The organism is Sorangium sp. So ce185, assembly GCF_051526825.1.
In the GTDB taxonomy this organism is placed as follows: domain Bacteria; phylum Myxococcota_A; class Polyangia; order Polyangiales; family Polyangiaceae; genus Sorangium; species Sorangium cellulosum_D.
Map to the genome: position 1 here is coordinate 890,743 of NZ_CP150316.1, position 20,830 is coordinate 911,572.

Genomic DNA, 20,830 nt, shown 5'->3' on the forward strand with positions numbered 1-20,830 from the left:
CCGCATGACCAGGATAGAGGCGTTTGTTCCGACAGCGATGCTCTTTCAGATGATCGCCGACGTCGCTCGTCCTCACAAGGCGCGTCTCGTGCTCCAGCGTTTCGAGACCGCGCATCATGGCGCGGCGCTCTCCGTCGTCGAAGCAACCCCCCTCGCGGCTGACGAGTACTTGTGCGGCGGCTATGGGGTTGTGTATCTGGCGCTGCGAAAGGTGCCCGCGAGCGAGCAGGACTGGAGCTTCGTCGACCGTGAGGCCGCCGATCTGCTCGAGCTCGCCGGCGCGCGTCAGCGCGGTGAGGATCTCGAGCAGGTCACGATCCGCCCTTTGGCCAGGAAGACCAACGTGGCCAGGTTGTTCGCCGCGACGAAGGCGGCCATCGCGGCCGCCTGCAAACAAGGGGTGACGCTCAACGGTCAGCTCTACCCGAAGATCTTCTACGCGAAGGAGCTCGAGGCTCGAAGATCTCGGTTGTGGGTCGATATCGAGACCAAGACCATATCAGCCAGGGTGGTCGGGTAGGAGCCTGGCTCCCGCGGGACGTCGGGCCGGGGAGCGAGCCGCCATGCGCCTTCGCGCCGCTGCGTTGCAAGGACGCAAGAAATAGCTCCGCGCCTTTGCGCCTTTGCGTTAAATTCTCGCTCTTTCTTCCACTTTTGACCCGTCTGTCGCTTCAGGCGGCAGCGCTGTCGTGCCCTGCATTCGCCGCGGCACGCGCGTGAAGTACCAGACGTCGAACACCACGAACGCGAGCGCCGCGAGGGCGACGAGCCACGTCCACTCGGTGTGGGCGTCCGGCTCCCCCGCCGCGCTGGAGACCGCGACCTCGCCGCCGCCCTCCGCGAGGACCGGCCTCGGCGTGAGATCGCTCTCGGCGACGCTCGTGAGGTTCGCCGGCACGACGACCGACCCCGCCTGCGGCCCCTGCCAGGCGAGGCGGTACAGGCCCGCGCGCGGCGTCTCCGCGACCACCGCGACGCCGGCCCGCTGCGCCACGTCGAGCCGCTCGCCGGCGGGGCCGCTCGCCTGGAGATCCCGCGCCGTGGCCGGGACGCTCACGCGCAGCGGCTCGCCGGTGCGCGCCGGGCCGGTGATGCCGTGCGCGCGGTGGGCCCGCGCCTGCTCGAGCAGGTTGCGCACGAAGAGCACGAAGGACGCCTTGAGCGGCCAGTCGCTCTCGCCCACGTCGAAGCCGAGCAGCGTGCCCGTCCGCGACGAGGTGGAGATGTCGGTCGCGATCGTGCCCTCCTGCGCGCGGATCAGCGCCTGCGCCGCCGCCTCCGGGGTGAGGGACGAGGCGGCGCGCAGGTGCACGCCGTCCAGCGTGAGGAAGCGCAGCCGCGGATCGGCCGTGTCCCATGACGTGAGGGTGGGGCGCTCGAGCGCCGGCCCGACCACCGTGCCGAAGCAGCGCCCGGGCGGCGGGTTCACGATCAGCAGATCGCCGCCCGGCGGGTCGGGCGGGCAGGCGCCGTCGATCACCACGAACGTGTCGGGATCGAGCCCGGGCGCGCCCAGCAGATCCGCGAGCCCGCCCGAGGTGACCGAGGTCATCGGGTCGGACGCGAGCGCCCGCTCGAGCCAGGCGGCGCCGCCGGAGGCCGCGCCCGGCTGCGCGCCCGCGCCCGGATCGCCCCGGCCCGCGCCGGCCGACGCGAGGAAGACCGGGAGCCTGTCGCCGGCCGGCACGCGGCCGTAGGCGACGTCGTCGAGCGGCATCGCGTCGCGCGGCGAGAGCTCGAAGACGAGGCCCTTGCGGTAGTCGCCGGGCGACGGGCGGAACGTGAGCACGACCGGCAGGCGCTCGCCCGGCTTCACCAGCACGCGCCGCGAGCCGAGCACGTCGAGCGCGCTGTCCTGCCGCATCGTCACGTAGACGTCGCGCGGCTGCGCCCCGAAGTTCGCGACCACGAGGAAGGCCTGCACCTCCTCGCTGGCCTCCGGCGGCTCGCCGCTCGCGCTGCCGGCGCTGCCGGAGCGCACGTCGACGCGGACGATGGCGGCGTTGTCGATCGGGTCGCCGACGGTGATGACGTCGAGCGGGAGCGACACCCCGCGCAGCGCGCCCGGGCGGGCCAGGTTGCCGTCGGTGATCACGACGATGCGGCGGGCGCCGCCGAGCTGGCGGAGCCGGTCGACCGCGAGCGCGACCGCGGCGCCGAGATCGCCCTCGACGTCGCGCGCGGCGACGGGATCGATCGCCGCCCTGAGCCGGACGAGATCGCGATCGAGCGCCGCGACGAGCCGCGCGTCGCGCCCCGCCTCGAGGATCAGCGCGTCGCTGCCCGGGGCGAGGCCGGCGAGGAGATCCCTGGCGAGCTGCTTGGCGAGCTCGATGCGCGTCGTCGCCTCGCCCGACGGGCCCCGCGCGACCGCGGACATCGAGGCGCTCGCGTCGAGGATGATCGCCACGTGATCGCCGGTGAGCTCGCGCCCGCGCGAGGCGGGGCGCGCGAGGGCGAGCGCGAGCAGCGCGAGCGCGAGCGCCTGCAGAAGGAGCGGCAGCTGGGCGAGGAGCCTCCGGAAGGGCGCGCGCGCCATGAGGTCGCGCTGCGCGGCGGCCCAGAGCCACGTCGAGGGGACGCGGCGGCGGCTCCGCTTGATCTTGAGGATGTAGAGGAGGACGAGCGGGCCGAGCAGCGCGAGCAGCCACAGGCCGCTCGGGGAGAGCAGCGCGAGCGGGGCCCCCGCGGAGGCCTGGGCGAGCGGCGCGGCCACGTCAGTCGACGCTCCTCGCGACGAAGCGGCGGACGGCGCCCTCGAGCGGCTCGTCGCTCCGCGCCCGCACGTACGTCGCCCCGTGCCGGCGAGCCCAGCCGCGCAGCGCCTCGCAGAGCCCGGCGAAGCGCGCCGCGTAGGCGGAGAGGGCCGCGGCGTCCATGGTGACGTCGATGAGCGCCCCGGTCTCGGCGTCTTCGAGCGTCAGGTCCCCCTCGAAGCTCGGCGCGAGCTCCTCGGCGGCGACGACCTGGAGGAGCGCGACGTCGTGGCCGGCCTGCGCCGCGCGGCCGAGCGCGGCGGTGACCGGGCCGGGATCGAAGAAATCGGAGACGACGCAGAGCAGGCCCGGCCGGGCGCTCCGCCGCACGACGGCGTCGATGGCCCGGGCGAGGTGCGTCCCGCCGGCCGCCTTCACGCCGTCGAGCGCGCGGAGGAGCGCGGCCAGCCCGGCGCGCCCGCGCACGGGCGCGTGCTCGCGGGCGATGCCGTCGCCCGCCACGAAGAGCTGTGCGCGCTCGGAGCGCGCGAGCGACATGTAGCCGACCGCGGCCGCGAGCCGCCGGGCGGCGTCGAGCTTCGTGGGCTCCCCGAAGTCGAGCGACGCCGACGCGTCGCACACGAGCCGGGCGATGACGTCCTCCTCGGCGCGGAACAGCTTGAGCACCGGCTCGCCGGTGCGGGCGTAGGCGGCCCAGTCGATGCGCCGCAGGTCGTCGCCGGGCGCGTAGGCGCGGTGCTCCTTGAACTCGGCCGACCCGCCGCGGCGCCGCGCGAGGTGCTCGCCGGCGCCCCCGGAGCGGGCGCGGATCTCGAGCCGCCGCTGCAGGACCTCGAGCTCGCGGACGAAGCTCGCGCCGAGGAGCGGCGCGGAACCGGGACCGGGACCGGAACCGGAAGGAGACGAGGGGAGCATCGGAGACGAGTAGACCTCGTCGCCGGCGAAGGGGCCAGTGGCGTCGCGGAGGAACGACCGCCCGCGCGCGCGGCGTCGACGAGGGCGGCGGGCGGGCCCGGCCCGCTGCCGCCGGGCGGCTCCGAGACAAAGCGCCACCCTGGGGCACCGCGCCACATTCGGATTCTCCGCAGCCCTCCAGATTCCGTCCTCGGGCGCGCATTCCCGCCGTGGCTCGCTTTATGCGACCCAGCGCTCGTGTCCAGCTGTTCGTGCGTGGGCTCGACCGGGTAGAGCCGTCGATCGCCCTGTACCGAGGGTTCACCAGAGGAGGAGGCATCGTGAAGGCGCTTGTTTTCCACAAACCTTCCGACGTCCGCGTCGAAGACGTCCCGGATCCCAGCATCAAAGAGCCCACCGACGCCATCGTGCGCGTCACCGCGACCGCGATCTGCGGCTCCGATCTCCATATCTACAACGGCTTCTTTCCGCAGGCGCGGCCCATGGTGCTCGGCCACGAGTTCATGGGCGTCGTCGAGGAGACCGGCCCGCAGGTCACGAAGCTGAAGAAGGGTGATCGCGTCATCGTCCCGTTCCCCATCGCGTGCGGACACTGCTTCTTCTGTCAGGCGGAGCTCCCGGGCCACTGCGAGCGATCGAACCCCAAGCACTATGGCCCCGAGGGCGGCGTGATCGAGAGCAAGGGCGGCGCCCTGTTCGGGTATACGGATATCTACGGCGGTTACGACGGCGGCCAGGCCGAGCTCGTGCGCGTCCCGTACGCCGATTTCGGGCCGCGGAAGGTGCCCGAGGGGCTCACCGACGAGCAGGTCCTCTTCACGACCGACGTCCTGCCCACCGGGTGGACGGCGATCGAGTGGGCCGAGCTCAAGGGCGGAGAGACGGTCGCGGTGTTCGGGTGCGGGCCGGTCGGGCTCGCGACCATGAAGATCGCCTGGCTGCGCGGCGCCGGGCGCGTCATCGGCGTCGATCGCGAGGAGTACCGCCTGAAGAAGGCCCGCGACGTCGCCCAGGCCGAGACGATCAACATCGACAAGGTCGACGTCGTCGAGGCGATCCGCTCGATGACGGACGGGCGCGGCGCGGACGTGTGCGTCGACGCGGTCGGGATGGAGGCGCACCGCACCGTCCTCGAGAAGGCCGCCAACGTGCTTCACGGCCAGGTCGGGACGATATCGACCCTGAAGCTCGCCTTCAGCGCCGTGCGCCGCGGCGGGGTCGTGCCGATCGTGGGCGTCTACGGCGTGCCGTACGACAACTTCCCGCTGGGCCAGTTCTTCGACAAGGGCCTCAGGATGAGGGCCGGCCAGGCCCCGGCGCACAACTTCGTCGATCAGATCATGCGGCACATCCAGGAGGGCCACCTCCGCGCGGACGACATCATCACCCACCGCCTGCCGCTCTCGCGCGCCCCGCACGGCTACGAGGTCTTCAACAAGAAGCTCGAAGACTGCGTCAAGGTCGTCCTCACGCCCTGACCCGGACTCCCCCGCTCTCCGCGCGCCCGCCGCGCCGCGCCGCCGCCCCGCCGCCGGCGCGGTCGCTCCCCGAGCTCACCCCGACGACGCTCGCCCGTCGGCGCGACCCGAGGCCGCGGCCCCGGGCGCCCCGGCGCCCGCGCCGCGCGGCGCGCAGCCCGGCTGCCTGACATCCGCGTCAGGGGGCGCGCCGGGGAGTAGACGCATAAGTGATTGATTCCATGAATATTTTTGTGGGGTATGGCCCTTGCTTTGGGCCGGTCCTCGGCAAGCCCCTCGTTCGCTTGCTTGGCCACCGTGCTGGCCCTCATCGCACGGAAGGACAGCCCCGATGCCTCGAGATCTGCGCTCGTATCGATCGCTCCTTCACCCTTTATGGATAGGAGCCCTGGCGCTCCTCGTCCTGAACGATCACGCCCTCAAGGGGTCTGGCCTGCTCCCCGGGTGGGCGACCGGAAAGCTCAGCGACTTCGCGGGTCTCCTGGTCGCGCCCGCGGTCCTCGCCTCGCTGCTCCGCCTCACCTCGCGCCGCGGCTTCCTCGGGGCGCACGTCGCCACGGGCGCTGTCTTCTCGGCCATCAAGCTCGCTCCGGAGGCCGCCCGCGCGGTCGAGGCGCTCATGGCGCTCACGCCGCTCCCGTGGCGCATCACCGTCGATCCGACCGACCTCATCGCCCTTCCGATGCTCGTCGTGTCGTACCGCGTGCTCGGCGAGGCCGCGCGGCGGCCCGAGCCCGCGCAGCGCCCGATCGCGCGAAGGCTCGCGCTGATGGCGGGCAGCCTCGCGTGCGTGGCCACGAGCTCCCCGCACGAGCCGTGCGGCGGCGACGAGGACCCGGGGTGCGATACGTGGGCGCCGCCGCCGCCGCAGGAGGTCGCGTCGCTCCTGATCGGCAACGCGACCGAGGCCGAGCAGCTCCTCCGCGTGCGCCGGCTCCGCGCGTCGGCGCGGGTCGACTGCAGCGTCATGCTCGCCGATCCGGAGGGGGCCCTCTCGCGCGATCTGTTCGAGAACGCCGAGACCTGGCTCATCGCGCCCGGCCGCGCGCTCCCGCTCGACAACGCGGGGTGCGACGCCTACCTGATCGACGCCGACGGGCTGCCGCTCACGCTGCTCGCGTGGTCGGCGGAGCAGTTCCCGGAGGATCTCCTCGTCACCACGACGGACAACTCGCTGCCCGGCCGGATGATCGCGCTGCAGCGCGACGGGGCCCGGCTCGCGCTCGCCGAGCACCCGGCGGTGTTCGACGCGCCGCCCGCCGAGCGCCGGCCGCCCGCGGAGGCGTGCGGCGTCTCGGTGAAAGGGAGCCGGCTCGACTGGACCGTGCCCGTCTCCGAGACGGCGGTCCTCACCGGCATCATGTCGTCCCCGGACGGGTGCCACGCCCTCGCGCTCGATCGCGGCGAGATCTTCTTCCTCTGCGCTCCCGCCGAGGCGATCCCGTTCAGCGCGGGCGACCTCCTCCACCTGAGCCCGGTCGAGATCGACGGCGGCGTCTACCCGGAGCGCCCCGAGAACGAGCGGGCGTTCGCGCGCGGCATCCACATCGAGAGCGAGACGCACGCCGTGCTCGTGCTGCGCGGCAACGTGCTCGCCCGCGGATCGATGATCGGCCGGCAGCCGCCGGTCGATTTCCGGGCCGAGCTCACCCCGCTCAAGGGCTGCCGCGGGTTCCACGACGCGTGCGGCAGCCTGGTCGAGCCGCTCGAGGTGTCGCTCCTCGGCGACGGCGTCTCCGGCGTCGTCTCGCTGCGCGCCGGAGAGAGCGCCGCGCTCGCGGAGGGCGCCGAGACGCTCCTCGTCGTGCGCGCCGAGGACATGCCCGTCCGCAACGCGGAGTGCTTCACCGCCCCCATCGATCAACCCCGCCTGCTCGAGTCGATCTGGATCGCCGCCGCGCCGGCGCCCTAGGAGGTCACGCCATGAAGCTTCGAATCCATCCTCTCCTCGCGCTCTGCGCCGCCGCGGCGCTCGGCGCGCTCGGCTGCAGCAGCGACGACGCGAGCGACTCCGGCGGCTTCGCCGATCCGATCGCGCCGGGGACGCCGCCGGGCAGCGTGGGCGTCTCCCAGGGCGGCTCGCAGGACTTCGGCCTGTTCCGCCAGATCCTGGAGGACGGCGAGATCCCCGGGCCGGACACGCTCGACGACGTCGGCTTCTTCGCCGAGCACAAGCTCGACTACCCGGCCGCGACCTGCGGCGACGACGTGTGCATGCACGGCCTGCTCGGGATCATGGGCAACATGATCAGCGGGTCGCCCTGCACGCTCATCCAGGTCGGGATGAACTCGCCCGTGGATCTCGGCGCGCTCGAGCGGCCGCCGCTGCACCTCGTCATCGCGGTCGACACGAGCGCCTCGATGACGGGCGACCCGATCGACTACCTGAAGGCGGGGCTCGTCGAGATGATCGACGCGCTCGGGCCGACCGACCGGATCTCGCTCGTCCGCTACTCGAACACCGCCGAGGTCGTCCTGGAGCACGCGGAGGGCTCGGATCGGGAGGCGCTCGCCGAGGCGTTCGAGGGGCTCGTCGCCGCCGGGTCGACCAACCTGTACGAGGGGCTCTTCACCGCGTTCGCGGTCGCGGAGCGGCACCTCGATCCGGGCTGGCAGAACCGCGTGATCTTCCTGTCCGACGGCGTGGCCACCGCGGGGCTCACCTCCCCGGAGCGGCTCGTCTCGCTCGCGCGCGGGTACGCGGAGATGGGGATCGGCGTCACGGCCGTCGGCGTCGGCGCCGAGTTCGACGTCGACGCGATGCGCGGGATCAGCCAGGTCGGCGCGGGCAACTTCTACTTCCTCGAGGACCCGACGGCGGTGGAGGAGGTCTTCACGGAGGAGGTGAAGACGTTCCTCGTGCCCCTGGCGCTCGACGTCGAGCTCGACGTCGCCGTGGGCGACGGCTACGTCGTGCGCGGCGCCTACGGCACGAACGGCTGGCAGGGCGGCGAGCGCGGCGGGGCCGTGAACATCCCGAGCCTCTTCCTCGCCGGCCGGACCAGCGCCGCGGAGCCCGTCGGCTCCGGCCGGCGCGGCGGCGGCGGCGCCATCCTGATCGAGCTCGTGCCGAACCCCGACCAGCAAGGCGTCGAAGACCCGCGCGCGGTGGGCTCCCTCGCGCTGTCGTGGAGGCACCCGCTGACCGGCGAGATCCACGCGCAAGAGGTGGAGATCGAGGCGCCGAGCACGCCCGACGCGCCGCCCGAGGGCGGCTATTTCTCCGGCGATACCGTCGAGAAGGGCTTCGTGATGCTGAACCTCTACGCCGGCTTCAAGCTCGCCGCCCAGCTCGCCGCCGACGCCGACCCCCGCACCGCGCGGCGCACGCTCGAGGCGCTGCGCCCGAACGTCGAGGCGTGGCTCGAGGAGCACCCGGACCCGGACGTCGAGGACGACCTGCGCTACGTCGAGCTGTTCATCGAGAACCTCATCACGGCGGAGGCGAGCGTGCAGCCCTACACGCCGGCCGAGCCGCCGAACCCCTGGCCCGCCGATTGATTCCGCGCTCCTCCCGCGAGGCCGCCGCGTCGGAGAACGCGCCGCGGCGGCCTCGCGGGACGGCCGAACCGTCGCCCGGCATTCACATGGAGCCCATCAACTGGCGTTCACAGGCGCGCCCGATGTCCTGAAGGCGTCCTGAAACCGACGCGCACCGACGCGCACCGACGCGCCCTGAGACGCTCCCCACGCCGCGGGCCCGAGCCGCGCAAATAGCGCTTCCCTGACGAGATTTGCCCTGTGTACCATCCTGTGTTTGCGGCCGTTCGAGAAGGAGAGTTCATCGTGAGAGCATCCAGAATTCTTGGGTTGGCGAGCATCGCCGTGGGTCTTTCGGCCGCTCTCCCCGCGCGCGCGGGGATCGAGGAGTGCGGCAACATCCGCTTCGACGAGCTCTCGGGCTGCGAGGTGCGCGTCTCGGCCGAGTGCGACGCGAGCTGCAGCGAGCTCGGTATCTACGAGACCGCGTGCGCCACGAAGCTCGTGCCGGTCTGCAAGACGGAGTGCTCCCTGTCGGCGGAGGCGACCTGCACGGACAGCTGCACCACACAGTGCCAGACGGACTGCGACAGGGGCGTCAACGTCATCTGCTCCCACAACTGCTTCGTCGAGTGCACCACCGAGCGGGACGCCGAGTGCGCCGCCGCCGCCGACGCCGGGAGGTGCTCCGCGACGTGGGACGCGAACTGCGACAGCGAGTGCGACGCCCAGTGCGTGACGGTGGATGGAGGCTGCTATCAGCACTGTATCGAGTGCTGCGGCGGCTCGTGCACCGCCGACGCCAACATGGATTGCCAGACCACCTGCCAGGACGAGATCTTCGAGGACTGCGAGCACGAGTTCCGCGCGAACTGCGATGCTTCCTGCAGCGGGGACGGGGCGCTCTTCTGCGGGGGGAAGTACATCATCTCCGGATCGCAGGTCCCGGCGTGCGTGCGAGCGCTGCTCGCGCAGGGCATCTCCGTCGAGGCCAAGGCCGAGGTCTCCATCGGTCCCGACGGCGTGACCGGGGATCTGTCCGCCGGCATGTGCGCCGTGAGCCCGGGGAGCAAGGCCCCCCTGGCCGCGCCGTTCGCCGCGCTCGCCGCGGCGGCAGGCTGGCTCGCGCGGCGGCGCAGGCGCGCGTCGCGCTGATCGGCCCCGCGTGGTCATGCGGCCGGCCCCGCAGGCGCTGCTCGCGCTGCTCGCCCTCGTCCCCTCGGCCTGCGGGGGCGAGGAGGCCGACGCGCGCGTGGTGGCCGGCCTGACGACGGACATGGCGATCGGCTTCGAGATCCACGCGATCGAGAGCACCACGACGGTGGATGGCGTCATCACGCGCGCCGAGCGCCTCTCGTACGGCAGCGGCGATCTGTCGCTCCCGGCGGAGCTCCCGATCGCGAGCGCGCGAGACGGCGCCGAGATCGAGCTGTCCATCGCGGCGTTCCGCGACGGCGAGGCGGCGCCCATCGTGACGCGGACGACGGCGACCCGCGCCGCCTTCGGGCGAAGCTTGCTCCTGCCCGTCTCGATCGACGCGGCGTGCTCCGGGCTGGCCTGCGCCGCCGGCGCGACCTGCGCGGCGGGGGCATGCGTCGATCCCTTCGTCGCCCCGTCCGCCCTCGACGACCACGATCCGATGTGGATCGCCTCGGCGAAGGACGCGTGCAAGACGCCGTCGTCGGGCGAGCCGGCGATCGTGATCGGGCAGGGGGAGAGCGCGTTTGCCCCCCTGGACGAGGGCGAGGTGGTGCCGATCGAGGCGGGCCCTCAAGGGGGGCACCACGTGTGGCTCGCGCTGCGCGTGACCGGGCTCAGGCAGATGGGCTCGCGCCTGCGGGTGGGGGGCTACTTCCCCGAGCTCGAGCGCGAGCTGCTCCCCTTCACCGCGCTCGTCACGCTGCGCCGCGCAGGCGAAGGCCGCTGCGAGATCTACGGCATCCGCTTCCAGGTGGATCGCGGCCTCTCGGTCGAGGCCGTCCGGGGTCGAGCGCTCGACGTCGAGGTCGCCCTGGAGGACCCGAACGGCGACGCGGCGACGGCGGCGCGGCGGGTCGTCATCGCTCCCTGACACCTGGCGCCTCGCGCCGCTGTCACCGCGGCGCACGGAGCCGAACGGGCGCGGCGGCGCGCTCCCGGCGACGTCGCTCTCGGGAGCGACGGCGAGGCCAGGACCACCGACGCTCTGCCGACGCTGCGATTGCATGGCGATTGCATGGCTGCATGGCGCGGAAGGACAGCGGAGGGCGCCGCGACCCGCGACGGGGCGAGCGAGCGGCCGCCCGAGATCGATGGGCCGAGCGGGCGCCGCTCAGCGGGGAGCCGAGCGGCCCGCGCCGACGGCGCCCGCTGGCGATGCAGGTCCGGAGGATTCCGGGGTTGGGGGTAGACCATGGTGAAGCAACAGGAGATCGCGCGTGGAATGGTCGTCCGGAGCTCGGACGGCGAGAAGCTGGGCAAGGTGACGCGGATCGACGTGGACGCGTTCGAGATCGAAAAGGGCTTCTTCTTCCCGAAGGAGTACGCCGTGCGCTACGACGAGGTGCTCGGCATCCGGGACGGGGACATCATCCTCGCGCACGCCCGCGACCAGCTCGCCGGGGCGCGCGACCAGGAGCGCGGGGCCGACGGCGCGATCGCGGCGAGCGACGAGATCCGCGTCCCGCTCGTGGAGGAGGAGATCACGGCCGGGAAGACGGTGCAGGAGGTCGGTCGGGTCCAGGTCAGGAAAGAGGTCGTGACCGAGGAGAAGCAGGTCACCGTGCCCGTGGCGCGCGAGGTCGTGCACGTCGAGCGCGTCCCCGCGAGCGAGGCGCGCCCGATCGCGTCCGGCACGACGATCGAGGAGGGATCGATCAGCATCCCTGTCCGCGAGGAGCAGGTGGAGATCTCGAAGCGGCCCGTGGTGAAGGAAGAGCTGCGGATCAGCAAGGAGGTCGTCCGCGAGCAGGAGCAGGCGAGGGCGACCGTGCGCCGCGAGGAGGCCGAGGTCCGGACCGAAGGGCAGGTGCGGCGCGAGGACACGCCGGACGCGGCGACCGAGCCGATGCCGCCGGAGCTGGCGACCGGGACAGGCGGCAGGCGGCGCTAAGCGCGCCGCCGCCGCGCCGCCGCGGCCGCCGCCAGGCACGCCGCGGCGAGCGCGCCGGCCCAGCCCGCGCTCCCGCCGCCCGCGCGGCAGCCGCAGCCGCCGTCGCTCGGCCGCGCCCCGCCGGCAGGCTGCGCCCCGCCGGTGGACACCTCCGGCGCTCCGCCCGTGCCCCCGGCGCCGCTCGCCGCGCCGCCACCGCCGCTCGCCGCGCCGCCGCCGCTCGGCGCCGTCGCTCCGCCGGCGCCGGTCGCGCTGGCGCTCGCGCCGCTGCTGGCCGCGGGGGAGCCGGCGTCCGGCGCGCAGCCCTCGTGGCCCGTCATCATCGCGATGCGCGGCCAGTCGAGCGGGCAGAGCGCCCCGACCGAGGTGCTCGCCGCGCAGTCGAGCGGGCCGCGGATGCACGCCTGCCGGAGCAGCGGCTCGAACGTCGCGCCGCCGTCGAGCGAGCGGCCGATCGTGAAGTCGTCCAGGAACTCGCTCGCGCACGCGTAGAGTCCCGCCTCCGTCCAGGCGAAGCAGCGCGGCGCGACGCTCGAGACGCGCTCGAACGAGAGCGTCGATGAGGGCGCGCGGAAGACGCCGTCGATGTCGCTGCCCACCGCCACCTCCGCGCCGTCCGGCGAGATCGCGAACGCGCGCACGAACCCCTGCGTGTCGAACACCGGCTCGAACGTCGCGCCGCCGTCCCTCGAGACGAACAGGCGCCCCGGCGCGCTCGCGATCCGCACGTACAGCACGTCGGCGTCGCGCGGATCGACCCCCGCGATGTACGGCTCGCGCGACGTCGTGCTCCCCGGCACCACCGAGGTCTCCCACGTCTCTCCGCCGTCGGCCGAGCGCGCGAGCTCCCCCTTGACGGGGCCGCCTCCGGTCGCGAGGCCGCTCACGTAGATGCGCCGCGGATCCGAGGGCGCGACGTCGACGGTCCGCGCCTGGAAGCCCGCCGGGAGGGGCGCCCCCGCGCTGGCCCAGCGCGCGCCGCCGTCGCGCGACGCCCACAGGCCGTGCCTTTGCCCCGCGACGACGGCGACGACGTGCGACGGGTCGCCCTGCCGGACCGAGAGATCGAGCACCGCCTTCCCCTCGAGCTCGGCGGCGCGCGCGAAGGCGCAGCCGCCCTCGACGCCGATCGCGATCCCGTCGCTCAGCGCCACGAGCACCCTGCCGCCCTCCGCCGCCGCGATGGGCGGAGCGACGCCGCCCGTGTCGTCGTACCCGACCGCGCCCTCGCAGATCCAATGCCAGCTCGCGCCCCCGTCCCGCGTGGTCAGCAGGCCGTACGTCATCCGGGCCACGGCGCGCGCCGGGTCCGCCGGGTCGAAGACGATCTGGTCCGCGGAGGGAAAGACGCCGTTCGCGGCGGCAGGGGAGGGCAGCGCCGAGAGCGCCGCGGCGGCGAGCGCGGCGGCGCGCGCGCGGCGAGAGCGCGCCTTTGCAGCGCGCGCGGGGGGCGATCGCATCGAGGATCCATCGTACCGCGGGGCGGGCGCGCGCACGCCAAGAACCGCCCACGCGCTCTCCGCGCCCCGCTACACTCGCCGCCAATGCCGGAGCGCATCGTCGTGTCCTTTCGAGGTACTGCGGCCCTCTCGCGACCGGACAGCACCGACGCGGTCCTGCCGTCGCTCGGCCGCCGCGGCGCCGCGCGCGCGGCCGCGCCGCCCTCGCGCCACCGGGGCGCGCCGCGCGACGCGGGCGCCGCGGCGCGCGGCGAGGAGAGCTACCTCGCGCGGGCGCTCGCGCTGAAGAAGCGCGCCGAGGCGCTCGGCGCCACCCTGTGCGCCTGGAGCGCGCAGACCTTCTCCTTCGAGTTCACGCCGGACGACATCGAGGAGGCGGTGCTGCTCGCCGCGCTCGCCGCGGAGGACGCGTCCGTGCACCCCGACGCGCGCTTCGCGGTCGGCATCGCGCAGGGGGAGATGACGTACGTCGGCGAGGCCGGGCGCTTCACCGCGCTCTCGTGGGGGCAGCCGCTGCTCGTCGCCGTCATGCTCGCCCGCATCGCCCTCCCGGGCGACGTGCTCCTCGACCCCGCGCTGTCCGCCGTGCTCGCCGGCGAGCTCATGACCCTCGGCGCCCACCGCGGCGTCGACGGCGCGCGCCGGGTGCGCGGCCTGCGCCTCGACGCGCAGCAGCCGCTGCGCCGGCAGGTCGCCGAGAGCGTCGCGCGCCTCTCTCGGCCGCCGCTGATCGGCCGCGACGGCGAGCTCGCCGCGCTCGCCGTGCCCCCCGGCTCCCTCGCGCTCGTCCGCGCCGAGCCCGGCGCCGGCGGCTCGCGGCTGCTCCTCGAGCTGAGCCGCGTCCTCGCCCCGTCGCGGAGCCTCTTCGTCGCGCCGATCGGGGCCTCGCGCGAGCCGTTCGGCGCGCTCCGCCGCGCCCTCGCGCGCGCGGCGGTCCGCGCCGAGAAGGGCCGCGCCCGCGCGCCCTCGCTCCCGGATCGGCTGAGCCCCGCGCTTGCGCGGCTCATCGCAGGCGAGGGCGTCGAGCCGTGGACCGCCGCCGAGGTCGTCGCCTCGTGGCTCGCCCCGGAGGGCGCCCGCTCCGGCCTCATCCTGGTCGACGACACCGGCGAGGTCGACGCCGCGAGCCTCGAGGCGCTCGCGATCGCGCTCGAGATGGGCGGCGGCCTGCGCGCCGTCGTCCGGCTCGGGCGCTCGGAGCCGCTCCCCGCGCCGCTCAACGCGATGACCGTCTCCGCGACGGCCGCGCTGGGGCCGCTCTCCGCCGCGGGCGCCCAGGAGCTCGTCCGCCGCCTCCTCGACGGCTGCATCGACGACGCGGGCGCGCGGAGGTGGGCCGCGCGCGCGCCGGCCTTCCCGCTGGCCCTGCGCGAGCTCATCTGCGAGGCGCTGGAGAGCGGCGCGCTGCGCTGGATCGGCAGGAGCGTCGCGCCGCGCCGGCGCAGCGCCGGGCGGGGCGGGCCCGCGCGCACCATGACCGGGGCCGAGCTCGCGGCGCCGCCCGCGTCCCGCGCGATCGAGGGCCGCCTGCGCCTGCTCCCGATCGGCCCGCGCACGGTCCTCACCGCGCTGGCGACGCTCGGCGGCGACGCGTCGGAGTCGGCGATCGAGGCCCTGTGCGACGGCACGGGCGCGCCGAAGGTCGCCGCGGTCCAGGCGGCGCTGCTCGGCGCCGGCTGGGTCGTCCGGCCGGAGCCGGGCTGGCTGAAGCTCTCCTCGCGCACGCTGCGCGACGTCCTGCTCGCGGCCGTCCCGCCGGGCGAGCGCTCCGCGTGGCACCTCGCCGCGGCGCGCGTCGTCGAGGACCACGCGGGGGTGCTCGGCCTGGCCGACGCCGCGTGGCACGCCGCGAAGGCGGGCGACCGGCGCTCCGCGGCCGATCTCGCCGGGCGCGCCGCGCGCGCCGCCGGCGACGCGCTGCTCGAGTCGTCGGCCGCCGAGCTGCTCGCGTTCGCGGACGAGCAGGAGACCGCGAGGGAGCACCGGCTCGACGCGGCGCCGGACAGCACCTCGAGCCAGCCGCCCACCTTCCGCACGCCGATCGAGGTGGTCGGCGACGCGCCGGATCCGCAGCGCGGCGCGCCTGGCTCGGATCGCTCCGCCGCCGACGCGTCGCGCGAGGCGGCCGACAGCGCCGCGCGCCGGCGGGGCTCCACGATGCCGGTCGAGAGCGGCGGCGCGCGCGACGGCGCTCCCCGCGCGTTGCGGCCGGAGGGCGCGGCGGCGCCCCGGGACGTGGCGCCCGCGGGCTTCCCCGACGTGGCGCCGCTGCCCGACGTGGCGCCGCTGGAGGAGGACTTTCCGCTCGCCGACGCCTCGGGCGATCCGCTCGCGAAGACCTCGGAGTCGCCCGTCCTGTCGATGAACGACATCGCGGTCCGCCTCGCCGAGCTCGCCAAGCAGGCGCTCGTGCAGGGCGAGCTCCGCACGCTGGAGCGGCTCGTGGACGAGCTCCGCCGCACCGGCGAGCACCCGGAGCTGGTGGAGCGCATGACCGGGCTGATCTCGCTCGGGCGCGGCGCTAAGGACGAGGCGCTGCGGCGCTTCCGGAGCGCGGCGGAGGCCGAGGCGTCGCCCGCGCAGAAGGCGAGGGCGCTGCTCGCCTACGGGATCGCGCTCGCCGCCGCGGGCCGCACGGAGGGCGCCCTGCTCGAGGCGCTGAGCGCCCTGGCGCGGGCCCGCGAGGCCGCGGATCGCCGCGGCGAGCAGGCGTGCGCGCAGTTCCTGGCGAGGCTCGCGGCCGCGACCGGGCACGAGGAGGCGGCACGGACGTGGACGCAGGTGGCGCGCCTCGCCGGCGCGGCGCCCCCTGCCTGACGGCGCATCGATTGACAGCGTCGTCGCGGCTGGCCATACCCGCGGCCATGTCGTCTCGAGAGCCCTCCGGCGAGCCTTCCTCCGCGCCGGGGACCGGCGAGGAGCGCGCCGCGGCGGATGCGAGCGACGAGCGCGCTGCGCCGGATACGCGCGAGAGGCGCGCCGCGCCGGATGCGAGCGAGGGGCGCGCCGCGCGTCCCGGCGTCGGCGCGCGCTGGATCGCCGCGCTCCTCGCGCTCGCGCTCTCGCTCGGCGCGATCGCCGGCGTCGCGTACCAGCGCTACGCCGCGGTGCACCTGCGCGAGCTCCCGAAGGTCCCCCGCTGCGTCCGTGGGGCGCGGGTCGCGTTGCGCAGGCCGGTCGCGGTGTCCGGCACGGAGCCCCGCCAGACGGCGTCGGGCGAGACGGTCCACCTCACGCCCGGCGAAGACCGCGCCGTCGCCTGCGCCCTGCAGTTCGACGAGGCGCTCGCCCGCCACCTCGCCGGAGCGCTGGCCGAGCAGGCGCCCGCGCAGCGCGCCGCCCGGCTGCTCGAGCTCGTGCGCGACCGCGTGCCGCCGGATCCGGCGCACGACCGCTCGGCCTCCGCCGCCTACATGATGGCCTCGGCGGCCCTGCGCGGCCTGCCCGAGGACGCGCCCGAGGTCCGCGCCGCGGCCGAGGCGCTCGAGCAGCACCACGCCTGCCGCTTCGCCACGCGGCGCGCCTGCCCGACGCGCCCCTCGCCGCCGGCGCTCGTGTGGCTCGCCGGCGTCCCCGCGGCGCTGAGCCTGCTCGGGCTGCTCGGGATCGGCCTTGCCGCGAGCGCCGCGCGCTACCGGCGCTGGACCGCGCGCCGGGCCCGCTGATCGCCCGCGCGCCGGCCGCCGAGCGCCCGCGCCCCCGCGCGCCTCAGTCGATCGCCTCGACGCGGAAGCTCGACTGGACCAGGCGGTGGCGCCCCGCGCCGATGTCGGCCACGTCGAACCCGAAGCCCGCGCCCTGGTGGTGGATCCCGCCCGACGTGGCGCCGCTCGGCATCTTCACCGACGAGCTCACCGTCACGTAGACCTTCGCGCCCTTGGCGAACGCGGCGGTCATCGCGAGGACACGCCCGGCGAGCTGCGCCGCCGCCTCGCGCGCCACCCGCGCCCAGAGCGCGGCGGCTCCGGCCGTCGACGACAGCGCGCGCACCCCGAGCACCGCGCCGGCGCCGCTCAGCTGCACCTCGAACACCGCGCGCGCCGTCTCGGGCGTCTCGGCGGCGCGCACCGCGTCCGCCACCACGGACGCGACCGTGCCGGCGGCGGGCAGATCCAGCCCCAGCGTCTTGTCCCGATCGCGCATCGCCTCGCGCAGCACCTCGCCGCCCCTGTCCATCGACACCTCGCGCTGCGCGGGGGGCGCGGTCGGCGCCGGCGGCGGCGGCGCGCGGTCCGGCAGCACGCCGGGCAGCTGCCACACCGGCACGCCGCCGAGCCCCGCCACGCCCGGCGGCGCCTCGGCGCTCGGCGGCCCGTCGTACTCGGAAGGCGGCGCCGGCGCCGGGGCCGCGGCGGGGCCCTCCCGCGGCTCGACCGGCGCCTCCGGCGGCGGGGGCGCCTCCGGCCCGCGGCGATCGCGGCGCGCCGTCCGCGCGAGGGCCGGCGCCGCGTCCTCGCGCGGCCGCGCCCCGTCCGGAGCGCGCGGCTCGTCCTGCCGCGGGGCGAGCCGCGCGACGGGCTCCACCTCGATCTCGACCTCGGGGTAAGCGCCGCTCGATCGGGCCACGAGCGCCGGCGTCGGGCGGTCCGCGATCCGCGAGACCCACGGGATGGCAGCGTGGAGCAGCGTCGCTGCGAGCAGAAAGCGGGCCTCACGGGGGAGCAAGCGCGGAGCACCTTGCTGGCTGACGGGGAGGGGTGCAAGTGCGCGTTTCATCGCCGCCGTGCTCTGTTCACGGCGCGCACCTCACCCGCGCCGCCGCGAGCACATCGCTCTCGCTCCCCCGCTTCGCCGCCCGGCGGGCTCACCCATGCGTGATCCAGCAGGGCACATCGTATTACGGTCACGCTTAAATCTGCGCGTACGGCACGGTTGCCGCTTGAGCTTGTGGCCGTGCTGGTCGATCCTCCCGCTGCCACGGCGCCTTCCAGGCTCATGGCAGGAGCAGAAACGCAGCGCGGCGCCGCACGTGCAACGCGCTCACCGAACAGAAGCAGCGCCTGGCAGCGAAGGCCGAGCGCTACGTCCCCGATGTGAGGAGGCGTATCAAAATGAAGGGAAACGTGAGCGCTGGCAGGTCGCCTGCGGACCTCTCGACGACGCCCACGCCGCCGCCCGTCACCGTGGTCCAGGGCTCCCCGGATCGCGGTCTCCCCCTCGACACGCCGCCCCTCGGCGCGGCGTCCGGTCCGCTGGAGCAAGGGCTGCTCTTCGATCCGCCGCCCCTCGGCGCCGAGCCCGGCCCGCTCCCGCCGGGGTTCGCGCCCGGCCTCGTCGAGCCCGCGCCGTCGGGGGCGCCGCTCCACCTCGCCGGGGTCGGGCCGTACGGCTCCTTCTCCGCGCCGTCGCCGCGCGAGCGCCGCGCTCGCACGTGGCGCGCGCTCGGCGCGTTCGTCCTCGCGGCGGCGACCGTGATCGCCGTCGTCTTCCTCACCGCGCGCGGGATCGCCGCGAGGATGCCGGTCAACGGCGAGGCCTTCCGCGCCATGACGCCCGTGAGCCGCGCCCTGCTCCTCGCCTCGCGCTCCGTGGCCGAGGGCGCCGCGGCCAGGGTGCTCGTCGCGCCCGAGGTGTTCGCGCGCTGGCAGGGGGCGACGCCGCCGCCCGAGATCCGGCACGACGGCTACGCGTCGATCCGCGGCGGCGTGCTCTTCACGCCCGAGACGTTCAGGCCCACCGGATCGAGCTACGATCTCGTGATCCATTTCCACGGCAACACCCAGCTCGTTCGCGAGAGCGCCGAGGTCGCCGGGCTGAACTCCGCGGTCGCCGTCATCAACCTGGGCATCGGCTCGGGCGCCTACGAGGAGCTCTACGCGCAGCCGGGCGTCTACGAGAGCCTGCTCGCGGACATCGACCGGGCGCTCGCGCAGCGCGGCCTGCCGACCCCGCGCCTCCGCCGGCTCGCGCTCTCCTCGTGGAGCGCGGGTTACGGCGCGATCGCGAAGATCCTGGAGCTCCGCCGCGGCATCGACGCGCTCGACGCGATCCTCGTCACGGACGGCATCCACTGCGGCTTCGTCCCGGACCACCCGAGCGGGCTCAACACCCTCCAGCTCGCCTCGTTCGCGCGCGCGGCGCAGCTCGCCGCCGCGGGGCAGGTGCTGTTCACGATCACGCACTCGGAGATCGACCCGATCGCGTACGCCAGCTCCAGCGCGACGGCCAACTACCTGCTCGGCGCCGCGGCCGGGCACCCCGTCGAGCGGTCGCCCGCGCTCGAGGCCCCGCCGCACCTGCGCCTGCGCGCGGCCGAGGGCGCCGTCTCGAGGAAGCTCGAGAAGCAGATGATCCCGACCACCGAGGCGACCGTGGGCGAGCTCCGCGTCCGCGGGTTCCGCGGCAACACGCCGGAGCACCACATGGCGCACCTGCTCCAGATGGCCTCGACCGTCCTCCCCGAGCTCGTCGAGCGCTGGCGCGAGGGCGGCGACCCCGCGCCGCCCTCGCCCTGAGCGCGGCCACCCCCGTCAGCTCCGGCTCCGCGCCTCGTCCATCCACGCCTTGATCGCCCCGGCCACCGGGTGATCCGACCCGAGCTCCGCCTCGGCCAGCCGGAGCGCCCGCTCGTAGATCGGCAGCGCCGCGGAGGGCCGCCCGGCGGCGTGGTGGACCTGCGCGAGCCGGACCAGCGTCGGCCGGAGCGACGGGTGGGCGTCCCCGACGATCGCCTCCCGCGCGGCGAGCGCGCGCTCGTACAGCGCCGCCGCCTCGGCCGCGTCCCCGAGCGCCTCCCGCGCGGCGCCCAGGTTGTGGAGGATCGACGCGCGCAGCGCCCCCTCCACGGCGGGGTCCGCCTCGGCGATCTCGAGCGCCCTCCGGAGCATCGCCTCCCGCTCGGCCGCCGGGCGGTCCTCCTCGAAGAACGTGGCCGCGTTGTAAAGCGCCTCCGCGACGAGCGGGTGGCGGGCGCCGAGCGCCCCCTCGCGCAGCGCGACCGCCCGCTGGAAGAGCGGCGCCGCCTCGGCGCGCGCCCCCTTCCGGCCGAGCAGCAGGCCGAGCCGGTTGAGCAGCGCGGACAGCTCGAGCGGATCGGGGTCGCGCATCCGGTCGTAGCCCGCCAGCATCCGGCGGAACAGCGCCTCGACGTCCTCGGCCGCCCCCTGGCGCTCCAGGATGGCGGCGAGCTGCTCGAGCAGCCTCGGCAGCGGCGGGTCCGCGCCCGCCCCCGCCGCCTCGGCGATGGCGATCGCCCTGGCGGAGCTCGCGCGCGCCTCGGAGAGCCGCCCCTGCGCGAGCTGCGCCGAGCTCAGCGCGTAGAGCGGCCCCGTGAGCTCGGCGTCCCCGGGGCCGTAGATCTCCTCGGCGATGGCGATCGCCCGGGCGCACGTCGCCTCGGCCTCGGCGTGGCGGGAGCCGGCCAGCTCGGACGCCGCCTGGTCGAGTAGGCGCCGGTACTCTCTCCCCCTCCACCAGCGCCGCAGGGCGCGATCGGGTCGCATCCTTCTCTACTACCTCGTCCCCACCCGCGGGGGCGAGAGGGCCGGCAGGGACGTCCGGCGCCGGCGGCGGCGCCGCGAGGCGGGGACGATCGGAAGAGCGTTGCGCCGGCGCGGAGCAGTGTAATCTGCTCGCAGGGTCTCGTGGTGCGCAGGTGGGATGCAGACGCTCGGTGCCAGCAACTGGCGGTCCTCGTCGATCGGGGCTATGGCGCTCGGCGCATGGTGCAGCGCCTCCCGCCCGGCCTCG

Annotated in this window: 15 protein-coding genes; 10 read left to right on the forward strand and 5 right to left on the reverse strand. The window is 75.2% G+C overall.

All coding sequences use genetic code 11. The features are described from left to right. The first annotated feature begins 4 nt into the window (after window positions 1-4). Window positions 5-520: a hypothetical protein gene (locus tag WMF26_RS03455; protein ID WP_437999127.1), complete on the forward strand. Its 516-nt coding sequence runs from the start codon at window positions 5-7 to the stop codon at window positions 518-520. Window positions 521-628: 108 nt separating this feature from the next. Here WMF26_RS03455 and WMF26_RS03460 read toward each other — a convergent pair whose 3' ends face one another. Then, a complete protein-coding gene (locus WMF26_RS03460) occupies window positions 629-2,716 on the reverse strand; it encodes a vWA domain-containing protein (protein WP_437999128.1) in 2,088 nt (695 codons plus the stop codon). A 1-nt stretch (window position 2,717) separates the two neighbouring features. Further along, window positions 2,718-3,632, reverse strand: a complete 915-nt coding sequence (locus WMF26_RS03465) for a DUF58 domain-containing protein (protein WP_061625121.1) — start codon at window positions 3,630-3,632, stop codon at window positions 2,718-2,720. A gap of 320 nt (window positions 3,633-3,952) precedes the next feature. Between WMF26_RS03465 and WMF26_RS03470 the strand changes: the two genes are divergently transcribed. The 6 genes from WMF26_RS03470 (at window position 3,953) to WMF26_RS03495 (ending at window position 11,681) form a co-directional block, all read left to right on the forward strand. Further along, window positions 3,953-5,110 (forward strand): zinc-dependent alcohol dehydrogenase, encoded by a 1,158-nt coding sequence (locus WMF26_RS03470; protein WP_437944635.1) that lies wholly within the window; start codon window positions 3,953-3,955, stop codon window positions 5,108-5,110. Between the two features lie 331 nt (window positions 5,111-5,441). Next, window positions 5,442-7,022: a hypothetical protein gene (locus tag WMF26_RS03475; protein ID WP_437999129.1), complete on the forward strand. Its 1,581-nt coding sequence runs from the start codon at window positions 5,442-5,444 to the stop codon at window positions 7,020-7,022. Window positions 7,023-7,033: 11 nt separating this feature from the next. After that, window positions 7,034-8,611, forward strand: coding sequence for a vWA domain-containing protein (locus WMF26_RS03480; RefSeq protein WP_437999130.1), 1,578 nt, complete (start codon window positions 7,034-7,036; stop codon window positions 8,609-8,611). 285 nt (window positions 8,612-8,896) lie between these two features. Further along, on the forward strand, window positions 8,897-9,745 hold the full coding sequence (locus WMF26_RS03485; protein ID WP_437335780.1) for a hypothetical protein: 849 nt from the start codon (window positions 8,897-8,899) through the stop codon (window positions 9,743-9,745). Between the two features lie 16 nt (window positions 9,746-9,761). Beyond that, complete coding sequence (locus WMF26_RS03490; RefSeq protein WP_438002372.1) at window positions 9,762-10,661, forward strand: hypothetical protein; 900 nt, start codon at window positions 9,762-9,764, stop codon at window positions 10,659-10,661. A gap of 321 nt (window positions 10,662-10,982) precedes the next feature. After that, window positions 10,983-11,681, forward strand: a complete 699-nt coding sequence (locus WMF26_RS03495; protein WP_437999131.1) for a DUF2382 domain-containing protein — start codon at window positions 10,983-10,985, stop codon at window positions 11,679-11,681. On the opposite strand, the gene WMF26_RS03500 is transcribed toward WMF26_RS03495, so the two are convergent. Then, the gene (locus WMF26_RS03500) at window positions 11,678-13,141 is read right to left on the reverse strand and encodes a WD40/YVTN/BNR-like repeat-containing protein (RefSeq protein ID WP_437999132.1); all 1,464 of its coding nucleotides are present in this window, start codon (window positions 13,139-13,141) and stop codon (window positions 11,678-11,680) included. The genes WMF26_RS03495 and WMF26_RS03500 overlap by 4 nt on opposite strands. Window positions 13,142-13,225: 84 nt before the next feature. On the opposite strand from WMF26_RS03500, the gene WMF26_RS03505 reads away from it, so the two are divergent. Together WMF26_RS03505 and WMF26_RS03510 are read left to right on the forward strand one after the other, a co-directional pair. Next, window positions 13,226-15,958 carry a hypothetical protein gene (locus WMF26_RS03505; protein WP_437999133.1) on the forward strand — a complete coding sequence of 911 codons (2,733 nt, stop codon included), beginning with the start codon at window positions 13,226-13,228 and terminating at the stop codon, window positions 15,956-15,958. 47 nt (window positions 15,959-16,005) lie between these two features. Then, window positions 16,006-16,806 (forward strand): hypothetical protein, encoded by an 801-nt coding sequence (locus WMF26_RS03510; RefSeq protein WP_437999134.1) that lies wholly within the window; start codon window positions 16,006-16,008, stop codon window positions 16,804-16,806. A 43-nt stretch (window positions 16,807-16,849) separates the two neighbouring features. On the opposite strand, the gene WMF26_RS03515 is transcribed toward WMF26_RS03510, so the two are convergent. Next, on the reverse strand, window positions 16,850-17,806 hold the full coding sequence (locus WMF26_RS03515) for a hypothetical protein (RefSeq protein ID WP_437999135.1): 957 nt from the start codon (window positions 17,804-17,806) through the stop codon (window positions 16,850-16,852). A gap of 398 nt (window positions 17,807-18,204) precedes the next feature. On the opposite strand from WMF26_RS03515, the gene WMF26_RS03520 reads away from it, so the two are divergent. After that, window positions 18,205-19,596, forward strand: a complete 1,392-nt coding sequence (locus tag WMF26_RS03520) for a hypothetical protein (protein WP_437999136.1) — start codon at window positions 18,205-18,207, stop codon at window positions 19,594-19,596. Window positions 19,597-19,611: 15 nt separating this feature from the next. Here the strand turns inward: WMF26_RS03520 and WMF26_RS03525 are convergent, their stop codons facing one another. Beyond that, window positions 19,612-20,583, reverse strand: a complete 972-nt coding sequence (locus WMF26_RS03525; protein ID WP_437999137.1) for a tetratricopeptide repeat protein — start codon at window positions 20,581-20,583, stop codon at window positions 19,612-19,614. Window positions 20,584-20,830: the final 247 nt, after the last annotated feature.